We start from the raw sequence: 12168 nt of genomic DNA on the forward strand, positions 1-12168 counted from the left end.
GCAACCAAGCCCGGTTTTACAGGCCTGATTGCCAAGAAAAAATTTGTTAAATTACTGACCAAACGGCTGCGCCGATACTTGGGAAGAGGGTCACGAGTTGTTCACGTTGCGCCGGTGTCAATTGATATTGGATCGCTGGTAGCAACGTGTTAATGGTATTTTCGGCCTGTTCACCGAGTTCAGCGGCACCAATCAACCGGTGCTGGTCATCCGTCACGAGTAAGTTATGGCCGGTGACATCGCGCGTTGTCTGCCGGAACCAGTCATCCTTTAAATCATTGACGGTAACTTTGACATTATGAGTGTCACTGGTTGGAAGTGTACCAACTTGGGCCAATCGTGGGGACGTGAAGACGACCGATGGAATGGCCGGATACTTGATGGGGGCATTGGTGTCACCCATGAATAGGTGGGTCAGGTATTGCGACTCAAAGATAGCAGTGGGTGTTAATTTTGGTTGATCCTTGGCGAGAACGTCACCGGATGCGTAGATGCCAGCGACACTCGTTTGCAAGTGGTCGTCGACGGTGATTCCAGCTGCTGTGTAGTCCACACCGATTTTTTCAAGTCCTAAGTTTGCGGTGTTGGGCTGGCGGCCCGTCGCATCCAAGATCCAGTCCGTTGTAATCTTGTCATCCGCACTGAGGACTTCGAAGTGGTCACCAGTCGACTTGATCGCAGTTGGCACCCATTCACGTTTTAGGACTAAACCTTGTTTCACGAGAATGGCCAATAATCGTTCAACGAATGGTTGGTGGAATTGACGAAGCGCTTGGTCACCACGCATGAGTAGGGTGACCTGACTGCCGGCTGTTAGTGCCATATTGGCGAATTCGAGTCCGATGTAGCCGGCACCAATCACGGTGATGTGGTGTGGCAAAGTGGTCAGATTCAAAAAGTCGTTACTGTCATGGGCGAGTTCGGTGCCGGGAATGTCCAAACGATGTGGATGCTGACCTGTTGCGATGACAATCTTATCGGCGGTGTACGTCTTGTCCGCCACCTGAATCGTATGGTCGTCGACGAACGTTCCGCGGCCATTGATGAGGGTCACGCCGGCACTAGTCATTAAGCCAGCAATCATATCTGGTAAGCCGGCGATGACGTCGCGTTCGTGGTCAAAGTTGGCTTGCCAATCAATCGTCGGTTCACCACGCAGACCGTATCCTTGGAAGTTAGCAACTTGATTTTTTAATGCTACCGGCTGGTCTAAGGTGATTTTAGCGTTGCAACCCCGATTAGGACAGGTACCACCAATCAAATCAGCTTCAATGACGGCTACTTTTTTGCCACGAGCCGCTAACGGAATGGCCCCGTCAAACGTTCCGTGACCGCTACCTAGATATACAACGTCAAATTTTTCTGACATATTAAAATCCTCCTCGTTCCCAAATCACAGTTATTTAAAAACAAATACATTGTACACAACTTAATTTAACATGCCAAATAAAACGCGGCCTTAATTTAAAAGTATGGCCCTGAAATCGATTGCAACTGGTCTGTCATGACTTTGTTAAGTGAATTCCCACCGAATCGGTGCAAGATAGTCGGTGGTACTGGATTTTTTGGTCAAATATCAGTAAAATATGTAAGGCTATGTTTTTTTACGGTGGGACGGTACCACCGTGCACGTTGAATATACAGGTTATGATGAAAGGAATTTTTAATGAATAAGACAGAATTAACCGCCGCGGTCAATACCCGGCGTACCTTTGCGATTATTTCTCACCCGGATGCCGGGAAAACCACCATTACGGAACAAATGTTATTGTTTGGTGGCGTTGTTCGTCAGGCCGGAACGGTTAAAGCCCGTAAAAGTGGGAACTTTGCCAAGTCTGACTGGATGGAAATTGAAAAGAAGCGGGGAATCTCAGTAACAAGTTCCGTGATGCAATTCGATTACGATGGCAAACGGATCAACATCTTGGACACGCCCGGACATGAGGATTTCTCGGAAGACACTTATCGGACTTTGATGGCGGTCGATTCCGCTGTCATGGTCATTGACTCGGCTAAGGGGATCGAACCACAAACGAAGAAGTTATTCCAAATTTGTAAGATGCGGGGCATTCCGATCTTTACGTTCATGAACAAGTTGGACCGTGATGGTCGCGAACCATTGGACTTGTTGAACGAAGTCGAAGAAGTCCTCGGAATCGAAACTTATCCAATGAACTGGCCAATGGGTATGGGTAAGGGCTTAAAGGGCTTATACGATCGTTACAATCACCGTGTGGAACTTTATCATAATGAAGCTCATGGCGAAACGTTCTTACCACTAGACGAGAACGGTGAGCTTGATCCTAGTAATGAATTGACCAAGGACAGTATTTATCGTGACACGTTGGATGAAGTCGAATTGATCAACGAAGCTGGTAATGATTTTGACGAAGCTAAAGTAATGGCGGGAGACATGACGCCAGTATTTTTTGGGTCCGCCCTCACCAATTTCGGGGTCGAAACGTTCTTGAAGACGTATCTGCAGTATGCGCCTAAACCCGCTGCTCATAAGACTCGTGATGACCAAGTCGTTCAGCCAACCGACGATGAATTTGCCGGTTTTGTGTTCAAGATCCAAGCCAACATGAACCCGAACCATCGTGACCGGATCGCTTTTGTCCGCATTTGTTCTGGCGAATTTGACCGGGGGATGGACGTGGTCTTGCAGCGGACTGGTAAGAAGATGCGCTTAAACAACTCTACGCAATTCATGGCCGATACCCGTGAAACGGTGGAAACTGCCGTTGCTGGCGATATCGTCGGCCTCTACGACACAGGTAACTTCCAAATTGGAGATACGATTTACGCTGGCAAAAATGCGGTTCAATTCGAAAAGTTACCGCAATTTACGCCGGAGCTCTTCATGCGCGTTACAGCCAAGAACGTCATGAAACAGAAGTCCTTCCATAAAGGTATTGAACAACTGGTTCAAGAAGGTGCCGTTCAGTTGTACACTTCATATTCAACGGGTGACTATATTCTCGGTGCAGTCGGTCAACTTCAATTTGAAGTCTTCAAATTCCGGATGCAAAATGAATATAATTCGGAAGTTGTCATGGAACCAATGGGTAGCAAGACTGCCCGTTGGATCGATCCCGAACAATTGGATGAAAAGATGTCTAGTTCGCGGAATCTATTGGTCAAGGACCGTTACGGGGCACCGCTCTTCTTATTCGAAAATGCCTTTGCCGAACGCTGGTTTGCGGATAAGTATCCGGATGTCAAGCTGACCTCGAAGCTCTAGGATTTATATTGTGGTTTACACTTAGCTGACCAATCTAGTTAGATTACTGTTCGTCAGTCGATGTGCGTCCTATTTCGACCTCCGGGGCTGGGTGACTATTGCTGGAACGTAAGCCGACATCAATTTGAGTTAACGCACAACCCGCGTTAGCTCAAATACGAGTCTTATTCTAAGCCGGAAGAAAATCACTTCCAGCTAAGAATAATTTGGCTACTGAGCATTGTCACCGAGCACGTTTCGGGAACCCGCTCGAATGGCTGATGAACGGCCACTTAACTTGGTGCAATTGGTCGCTAACTCGAAATGTTTCCAGCGGGCCTAAGCTGGCTGCTCTTGATTTAACGGATAGAAAAGTTACAATGTGTCTCAAGCAAAAGCACAAACAAATATGTGAATAGTTCATAAAATGATGGGGCTGCCAAGTTGATTTGGCGGTCTCATCATTTTTTGTGTGGCGGGACCGGATAGAAGTGATATGAGAGGTTCTTCTAACATGCTTATCGGTCCATGTAAATTCACCATGTAAACCAACGTTGTAGCACTGCTAAGGTGAGAGAATTACGATACAATCAATCTGCAATTTAGATTGTAGGGGGCGATGAGATTGAAAATAAGGGGACGCTGGATGCTGGGATTGATGTTAGGAATGGGGTTGTGGGGCCCGGTGACGGTGCACGCGGCGACGAACTTGGTACGGTGGCCAGCGGTGCAAAGCTTAGCGCCCCGGAATTGTGAACTTGAATCGAAACAAACGCGCTTATATCAATTAAATCGTGCAACGATGCAATTAACGCCACGTGGGACGGCCCGGACGACTAGTCACTGGCAACGGGTTGGTCAGGTGATGGTGACACAAAACAAGCGGTTAGTGACTTATTGGCAGGTGCGTCACGGGACTGCTGGGCGACTGAGCTGGGCGTTGGCGGACACCGTACGAGTTGTCGGAACCAGGGTCACTGATATTAAGACACCCACGCGGCAACCGATGCGCGTGGTGACAACGGATCAACAGGAACACGGGGTGACGCGCGCGGCCAATAAGCTGAGTTATTTACCCTTAAAAGGGGCGGGACGGTACACCACTGAGCATATTTTGTTTCGTCCTACCGCCGCGTATCTAGCGACTCAGGGGCTACAAAATCAGCCAGACACGTTGCGCCAGAGTAGTGGCTATCGCGACCATTATCATTTCAAAACAGCACTGTATTTACCGCAACAGTTAGGGAGCCGCTTATTGAATGACCCACAGAGTGCGACGTTTTCAGCTGACAATCGGTACTTGTACGTCATGTACGTCAATGATCAACAGTTGGGTGGCGCCGACCAGACTGGCTGGGTCGTTCGCTATGATTGGCAACGCCTGATGGCTTTAGGGGCTGGGCAATCAGGGAAGATGGCGATGGTCCGAGTAGCAGCAGCTCACCAATTCGACGGGAAGATGACGGCTTTTGACCGTCGGGTGCTGGCCGCCATTGAAGTGGGGCCGGAGTTTACGGCGGGACACGTTCAGTCACTAGCTTTAAATCCTAAGACGAACGAGCTGTGGTTTATTTCATCGACGGCACGTGATCAGCTTGCAAGTGTTGCGCGACTAAATCCGCAATCCCTGACGCCGGATCTTAAAATTGCCTTTACTACTGGTAGCGGGCGTCTAGGTGATGAACTGACTTTTGATCGCGCTGGGCAGGCCTATTATTGGACGCATGCGAGTCAGCTCAGAAATGGCAATGTCACGCTTTATCGTGGCACAATCAGTTCGACGACTGGTGTACATTTTGAACAACTCGCGCAGGGGTTAGCTAATAATCCGGGTTTCTTCGCCCAATCGATTGGATATAACGAGATTACTGGTCGGCTCTACCTGGTCTCCGATGAGAGTATTACGTCACTTCCAGCGGCTAAACTGGGACACTTGACGACTAGTCAGGTCGGTGAGGCGAACTTTGCTAGTGATCGCGAGTTTGAAGGGTTAGTCTTCATGCACCACAGCCAGGAAGGTTTCTTGCTGACGAATCGGGGCATCGAGTTGATGCGCATAATTGTTGATAAGTAGATATTAAAATGCGCCACTCGCTAGATTAGATTGAAGCTAGCGAGTGGCGCATTTTAGCATGGTTCGCGTTAATCGAACAAAAGTCTTGTTTAAGCAAACGGTGGGTCTAATTTCGTTAAATAACGGCCCGGCAAGTAACCTTGATCTTGCAGGCGATACCAGACGACCCCGTTGTCGTCGGCCATTCGCTCAATCAAATTGACCGTGTCACCATGAGTGACGGTGGTTAAATAGCGGCCATATGGTTCGATGTATGTGTGGACCTGTTTGCCAGGGACAAAACTGACAACGCCGGTTTGGCGAACAGGCCGTTTATTTTGGACGCGGTAGCCGGCTGGCAACTTGAGTAACAGTGTGTCACCGGTAGTTAATTGGAGGTGCGTCTCCGGAATCCACTGATCATCGCCAATCGCATACCAGGTCTCGTGAGTGACTAAGCGAACGCGCATGTACGTTTTATAAGTGCTACCGGGCTGGAGCTTAGTTAAATAGTTGGTCGTAGTTGCCCCAGGATACGGATAAACGGCGGTCAACTTGTTGACTTGGACAAAACCAGTACTGAGGTCAGTTTTCTGCCAATTTTGATTGCGGTAGAAAAAAAGGACCGTCTTGGAAGTGGTCGTGTATTCCCCAGTCACGTCGCCTACGGAACGGAGGAGCTTAAAACCGGCGACGGTCGGCGCACTGACTTCGTAAGGGGTTCCTAATTTCCCCCGGTACATGGTCGGCCGGCCAATTAGTTCGCGGCGGTCAATGTCATAGGCGTACATCCAGACTGGTTGGCCAGCTTGGCGTTCGTAAGTCAACGTGATGCTAGCCTGTGGGGTCGTAAACCAGCGAGTCAAGCCTTCGATATGGACGAGGTGGTAGCCGGTGATGCTGACGGCTGGCAAGTGAATCTCTTCGCCAATGGTGCCAGCAATCATATCAGCAGCCTGCAGTTCATTGCCATCCTGATCTAGGTGGTGAACGAGAACTAATGCTTCTGTTTGGTTAACTGTAGGTGCTGCGGCAGTTTGTGCGGCAATGGAACGTGGTGCCTCAGTAGCGCTTGTGGCGGCTTCCGTGCTGTTTAGTGCCTGAAGCATTCCTTTAAGTCGGTCAAGAAACGACACGTGACCACTCCTTTCATTAATAAATTAATTATCACTAGTATAACGCATTCACAAGGGTTCTGGCACGTCTTAAATAAATTGTAAAATTCCCGCTTTGTCAGTCGTGTATACTAATATTTAATAACAGGGGGCGTTAACGGATGAATCTAAAACAATTACAATATTTTTTGGCCGTGGCAGAGGAAGGTCAGATGACAGCGGCCGCCAAACGCTTGCACGTGGCGCAGCCACCACTGAGCTATCAGATTAAGCAATTAGAACTTGAACTAGGCGTCACCCTCTTCAATCGCTTGCCTCAGGGTGTGACTGTTACTGAAGCTGGCAAGCTACTGGTGGGGTATGCCCAACAGCTCACGCAGTTGTCGGCGACTGCGGAGAACAAGGTCCGGGCCCTGGCACACGGCGTGACGGGGACCATTAATCTGGGGACAGTTTCATCCTCGGCAGGGGTCATGCCGAATACGGCATTACTAAAGTGGTTAGGGCAACATCCCGATGTTCAGCTTGCGATTACGGAAGGCAATACGTATGAGTTGTTAGACGATCTGCATAAACGGTTGCTAGACGTGGCGGTGTTACGAACACCGTTCAACGCGCAACATCTAGTCTGTCGTTACTTTCCCGCAGAACGGATGGCAGCAGTCATTCCGAAGCGATATTCACGGTTTGAAAAGCGGCGCCAGTTACAACTAAGTGACCTCGCTACGTTACCATTGATCAAGTACCGTCGTTTTAATGAATTATTCCACGTTGCCTTTCTGGAAGCGTCGGTTACGCCGACTTACATCATGACTTGTGATGATGCCCGCACGGCGATGCACTGGGCTAATCACCAATTGGGAGTGGCCCTGGTGCCACGGTCATTGGCTGAAACCTATGACGGTGGTGACGTGCTGATTCGATCATTGGCGGATCATCGTTTTCAGACTCAACTGGCCCTAGCAACGACCCCGGAAGCCTTAGTGACCCCATTAGTTGCCGGTTTGATGGCACAATTCCAGCAAGCGCAGTCGCTAGACTAGTTTAATCAGTTTGATATCTAAAAATTTAATCGCGGTTAAGGGTGGATTGCTGATTTAATCGGGTTGTTACCGATTACACTAGCTAGAAATTGAAGTGGTGTTTTCAGACGCAAAATAAGCCTAATGACTGTCGTACTGGGGATACGCTAACCTTCATTTAATAATTAGATATCAATCGGTTTAAATGGTACACTAACAATTGAAATTTAAAGGGTGAAGGTGAAGGAAATGATTTATTCGTTAGGGCTAATGCTCGGCGTTGGGGTAATTGCCGGAATTTTCGGTGCTATTTTAGGTATCGGTGGTGGCATGATCGTCACACCAATCCTGACACTTGGTTTGGGATTAGATATTAAGTATGCGATTGGGGCCAGTATTATCGCCGTGATTGCCACGAGTTCGGGCTCTACCATTGCATATTTACGTGATGAGATGTTGAACTTACGCGTCGCGATGTTTCTTGAAATTGCGACGACGGTCGGGGCCGTCCTCGGGGCAGTGTTGACGGGGGTGCTTAATGCAACATTCCTGTACTTCCTATTTGGGGCGCTGTTAGTTTTCACGACGTATAATATGATTCGTAAATTAATGAGTAAGAACGGTGAATTACCGTCAGTCAAAGATGACAAGCTGGCGACACAGTTGAACTTAAATGGTACTTATTATGATAAAGCATTGAATAAGCAAGTTGATTATCAGGTTGAAAACGTGCCGGGTGGTTTTTCCATGATGTTCGGTGCTGGTTTCGCCAGTGGCTTGTTGGGGATCGGGAGTGGCGCGTTCAAAGTGCTAGCCATGGATACGATTATGCATATGCCGCTTAAACCGTCATCAGCAACTTCTAACCTGATGATGGGGGTGACGGCGGCAGCGAGTGCGATGGTCTACTTCTTTAATGGGTCAATCAAACCCGGAATCGCGGCCCCATTAGCTATCGGGATTATCGTCGGTGCCTTAATCGGCTCACGAATCATGACGCGGCTCAAGCCACGCTTGATTCGCATGATCTTTGTGCCCGTGATGCTCTATCTGGGAATTCAAATGATTGCTAAAGGATTCGGGGTGACCATCTAATGGATAAGCAAAAAACAACTAAAGCGCAAGAGATGCACGCCGTTGAAATGATGATTGGGTATATTCTACGAATTGGCGTCATTGTTTCTGCAATCGTGATTATTATTGGGATGCTTCTGATGTTGATTCAGGGCAATGGTGGTTATGCAAATGGTATGGAACCCCATACGGTCGCTGATATTCTAGCCGGCATTGTGGCACTTAAACCATATGCCGTGATTATGTTAGGTTTATTTCTATTGATTTTAACGCCAACTTTGCGGGTTGCGGTCTCTATCTACGCCTTTGCAGTGGAAAAAGACCACTTATATGTTTGGATTACGACGATTGTTCTCATCATCTTGATTGTTGCTTCGGTGATTGGGTATCTCGGTAACTAGGCTAGACGGAGCTGATTAATCAGGTTGAGTCGTGATTAAAATGGGCGCACATCTAAAATGGCTACCAGCTTGTTTCGAGGTTAATGTGGAAAGAATCTAAGTTGGTGTAAATTCACGGGCTGGTGTGTTTTATGCCGATGTACGAGTACTTAACTAGCCAATATTGTTTAATAATAAGAGAATGCTGATAAAAAATCAGCATTCTTTTTTATTTGTGCACTTTTAGCTGTTTTGACTAACGTAAAAAAGACCTAATATCGTCATTTTTATCGTTATTTGAATTATTTATTAAGAAAAATTGCCGATTGTGTTCACTTGATAATTGAACACTGATGTGAGAATATAATTGCTTATATATCAGTAATTTCAGGCATGTTTATCAGTATGGATAATAATCGCAAAATGAAATAATTAAGACGATTATGACGAAATAATGATAAAAATTAGAGTTTAGGATTGATTTTAATTTATTTATAATATACAATTACTTTAACTTTTCGAGGGAAAAGCACACACAAACTATTTTAAAGTTAGGGGTTGGGTTATATGAATTTCAAAACAGCTGCAAAAGTAACCGTCGTTGCCGGCGCATCCGTACTATTCTTAGCTGCTTGTGGCTCAAGCAAGAGTTCTTCAAGTTCTAAGCAAACGGCCAATTGGACCGAATCAGCCGAATTACCAACGATGGACATTTCTAAGTCCACCGATGTGGTTAGTTCTAACGCGTTGAATAACACTAATGAAGGGTTATACCGTCTCGGTAAGAACGGGAAGGTCACACCCGGAATTGCGAAATCCACTAAGGTTACTAATGGTGGGAAGACATATACGTTCACTTTACGGAAGAACGCAAAATGGAGTAACGGGGATAAAGTTACTGCCAAAGACTTTGTTTATGGTTGGCAACGGACCGTTAATCCAAAGACTGCGTCACAATACGCATACTTATATTCAGGGATTAAGAACGCTGACGCTATCGTCAATGGCAAGAAGCCCGTTTCTAGTTTAGGGATCAAGGCTGATGGTGATTACAAGTTGACGGTCACTTTGGATAAGCCAATTGCTTACTTTGACAAGCTGATGGGCTTTGTCAACTTCTTCCCACAAAATGAAAAAGTGGTTAAGAAGTACGGTTCTAAGTATGGGACGAGCAGTAAGGCCATGGTTTATAACGGCCCTTACAAGATGACTGGTTGGACTGGGACAAACTTGTCATGGACCTTGAAGAAGAATAACGATTATTGGGATAAGAAAGCTGTTAAGATGGACAGCATCAAGTACCAAGTCGTTAAGGATCCTTCAACTGGCTTGAACTTATTTAATTCCAATAAGCTCGACTTTACGACACTTTCCAACGAACAAGTTAAGAATTATAAGAATGATAAGAACTACTTAGTTCGGAAGACGGCTTCAACTTTCTACGTTGAATTTAATCGTAAGGATAGCGATAAGACTTTAGCCAAAGCTTTCCAGAACAAGAAGATTCGTCAGGCCTTGTCATTAGCAATTAACCGGAAGTCCTACGTTAATAATACGTTAGGTAACGGTTCGACCGTTTCTAAAGGTTACGTTTCTGAAGACTTAGCTAAAAACCCGACAACTGGTAAGGACTTTACGACTGACGCTGCCGTTCCTTCTGCAGTTGACTACAACTTAACGAAAGCTAAGAAGTTGTGGAAAGAAGGGATGAAAGAAATTGGTGAAACTAAGCTGAACATCAAGCTTCTTTCTGACGATACTGATGGTGGTAAGAAGTCTACTGAATTTATTCAAGGTGCTTGGGAGAAATTACCTGGTCTGACCGTTACTAACCAGAACGTCCCATTCAAGACCCGTCTTCAACGGTCACAAAACGGGAACTTCGATACGGTTATCTCTGCCTGGAATGCTGACTTTACCGACCCAATTTCCTTCTTGTCACTCTTCACGTCCGACAACTCATACAACAATGGGAAGTATGACAGTGCCGCATACGACGATGCTGTGAAGAAGGCGGAAGGTGCCGATGCCAATAACAAGACTGCACGTTGGGCTGACATGGTTGCTGCTGAAAAGCAATTGATGAATGATCAAGGGGTCATCCCAATCTATCAACAAGCCTCAGCAACGTTGACTCGGAGCAATCTGAAGGGCATCATCTACAACACTGCGGGCTCAAACTACAACTTCAAGTACATGTCCGTAAAATAATGATGTAAATCCACAGAAAAAAGTGTGTGTGCTTTAACTGAATGAATGTGAAGCAAAGGGGTAAGGATTGACACATTGTTAATCCTTACCATTTTGTTTTATAATGAGGGATGTCATTATTTTTTAAGTTGATTTTAATAGAATGCGAGGAATTCTCATGAGAAAGTATCTTTTAAAGCGGATATTTTACTTGTTCCTGACATTATTCATTGTGGCGACCGCCACGTTCTTCTTAATGAAGTTAATGCCCGGAACACCGCTGCAAAATGAAGCTAAATTGACCCCTAGCGAAAAGGCGTCGATCTTGGCCCAATACGGGTTGGACAAACCTGTTTGGTTGCAATACTTCATTTACATTGGCGGGATCTTCAAGGGGAGCTTAGGGCTATCCTTCCAGTTCTCTGATCAAGCCGTCAGTTACCTGATTGGTAGCCGGATGGGACCATCAATGCAGTTAGGTGGTCAAGCGATGGTCGTCGGAATCGTCTTTGGGATTATCCTAGGGGCCGTTGGGGCCATCAAGAAGGATACTTGGGCCGACCGTTTAGCAACCATCTTATCGATCTTAGGGATCGCAGTTCCAAGTTTCGTGTTAGCCATCCTGTTACAATACTACCTCGGCTTAAAGGCTGGTTGGTTCCCTGTTGCTGGTTGGGAAGGCTTCGCTTACACGATCTTACCAACGTTAGCTTTGGCCGCCAGTCCGCTGGCCGAAACGGCTCGGTTTATCCGAACCGACATGGTGGACGTGCTGAGTTCGGATTATATTGAGCTAGCTAAAGCCAAAGGGTTGTCGAAATTTGGTATCGTGTATCACCATGCGTTGCGGAACAGTTTGATTCCAATGGTTACGCTGATTGGACCATTGGCCGCCGCCTTGATGACGGGTTCAATGGTTGTTGAAAATATCTTCTCAGTACCTGGGATTGGGGAACAATTCGTTAAATCAATTCTGGTTAACGACTACCCAACCATCATGGGTGTGACGATTTTCTATTCAGCACTCCTTTGCTTACTATTATTGTTGACCGATATTGTCTACGGAATTATTGATCCGCGGATTCGTTTAAATGGAAATGGGGACTAGTTA

The 12168-nt window shown here is 46.5% G+C and carries 9 protein-coding genes; 7 read left to right on the forward strand and 2 right to left on the reverse strand.

What is annotated here, in order from left to right; all coding sequences use genetic code 11:
* Positions 1 to 46: 46 nt before the first annotated feature.
* Positions 47 to 1369 (reverse strand): NAD(P)/FAD-dependent oxidoreductase, encoded by a 1323-nt coding sequence (locus tag MMY95_RS08445; protein WP_053267066.1) that lies wholly within the window; start codon positions 1367 to 1369, stop codon positions 47 to 49.
* 297 nt (positions 1370 to 1666) lie between these two features.
* Here MMY95_RS08445 and MMY95_RS08450 point away from each other — a divergent pair, with 297 nt between their 5' ends.
* Positions 1667 to 3244 carry a peptide chain release factor 3 gene (locus tag MMY95_RS08450; RefSeq protein ID WP_003643227.1) on the forward strand — a complete coding sequence of 526 codons (1578 nt, stop codon included), beginning with the start codon at positions 1667 to 1669 and terminating at the stop codon, positions 3242 to 3244.
* 598 nt (positions 3245 to 3842) lie between these two features.
* Entirely contained in the window at positions 3843 to 5297 is a 1455-nt protein-coding gene (locus MMY95_RS08455; protein ID WP_202861332.1) for a hypothetical protein, read from the forward strand.
* Between the two features lie 89 nt (positions 5298 to 5386).
* On the opposite strand, the gene MMY95_RS08460 is transcribed toward MMY95_RS08455, so the two are convergent.
* Positions 5387 to 6412 (reverse strand): MucBP domain-containing protein, encoded by a 1026-nt coding sequence (locus tag MMY95_RS08460; protein ID WP_104795627.1) that lies wholly within the window; start codon positions 6410 to 6412, stop codon positions 5387 to 5389.
* 140 nt (positions 6413 to 6552) lie between these two features.
* Here MMY95_RS08460 and MMY95_RS08465 point away from each other — a divergent pair, with 140 nt between their 5' ends.
* The 5 genes from MMY95_RS08465 to opp3b all read left to right on the forward strand — a co-directional run bounded on the left by MMY95_RS08465 (position 6553) and on the right by opp3b (position 12165).
* Entirely contained in the window at positions 6553 to 7434 is an 882-nt protein-coding gene (locus MMY95_RS08465; RefSeq protein ID WP_087509516.1) for a LysR family transcriptional regulator, read from the forward strand.
* A 228-nt stretch (positions 7435 to 7662) separates the two neighbouring features.
* Positions 7663 to 8508: a sulfite exporter TauE/SafE family protein gene (locus MMY95_RS08470; RefSeq protein WP_003644203.1), complete on the forward strand. Its 846-nt coding sequence runs from the start codon at positions 7663 to 7665 to the stop codon at positions 8506 to 8508.
* Complete coding sequence (locus MMY95_RS08475; protein WP_003643236.1) at positions 8508 to 8888, forward strand: DUF1634 domain-containing protein; 381 nt, start codon at positions 8508 to 8510, stop codon at positions 8886 to 8888. The genes MMY95_RS08470 and MMY95_RS08475 overlap by 1 nt, the downstream gene beginning before the upstream one ends.
* Before the next feature lie 546 nt (positions 8889 to 9434).
* The gene (locus MMY95_RS08480) at positions 9435 to 11078 is read left to right on the forward strand and encodes a peptide ABC transporter substrate-binding protein (RefSeq protein ID WP_003643237.1); all 1644 of its coding nucleotides are present in this window, start codon (positions 9435 to 9437) and stop codon (positions 11076 to 11078) included.
* Positions 11079 to 11235: 157 nt separating this feature from the next.
* Complete coding sequence (gene opp3b, locus MMY95_RS08485; RefSeq protein ID WP_003644204.1) at positions 11236 to 12165, forward strand: oligopeptide ABC transporter permease; 930 nt, start codon at positions 11236 to 11238, stop codon at positions 12163 to 12165.
* Positions 12166 to 12168 lie beyond the last annotated feature (3 nt).

The organism is Lactiplantibacillus sp. ME-2 (assembly GCF_022549155.1).
Classification (GTDB): Bacteria; Bacillota; Bacilli; order Lactobacillales; family Lactobacillaceae; genus Lactiplantibacillus; species Lactiplantibacillus plantarum.

Coding starts and splice junctions, on each gene's coding strand:
- MMY95_RS08445 (WP_053267066.1), bottom strand. CDS start 1,369: ATGTCAGAAAAATTTGACGTTGTATATCTAGGTAGCGGTCACGGAACG.
- MMY95_RS08450 (WP_003643227.1), top strand. CDS start 1,667: ATGAATAAGACAGAATTAACCGCCGCGGTCAATACCCGGCGTACCTTT.
- MMY95_RS08455 (WP_202861332.1), top strand. CDS start 3,843: ATGAGATTGAAAATAAGGGGACGCTGGATGCTGGGATTGATGTTAGGA.
- MMY95_RS08465 (WP_087509516.1), top strand. CDS start 6,553: ATGAATCTAAAACAATTACAATATTTTTTGGCCGTGGCAGAGGAAGGT.
- MMY95_RS08470 (WP_003644203.1), top strand. CDS start 7,663: ATGATTTATTCGTTAGGGCTAATGCTCGGCGTTGGGGTAATTGCCGGA.
- MMY95_RS08475 (WP_003643236.1), top strand. CDS start 8,508: ATGGATAAGCAAAAAACAACTAAAGCGCAAGAGATGCACGCCGTTGAA.
- MMY95_RS08480 (WP_003643237.1), top strand. CDS start 9,435: ATGAATTTCAAAACAGCTGCAAAAGTAACCGTCGTTGCCGGCGCATCC.
- opp3b (WP_003644204.1), top strand. CDS start 11,236: ATGAGAAAGTATCTTTTAAAGCGGATATTTTACTTGTTCCTGACATTA.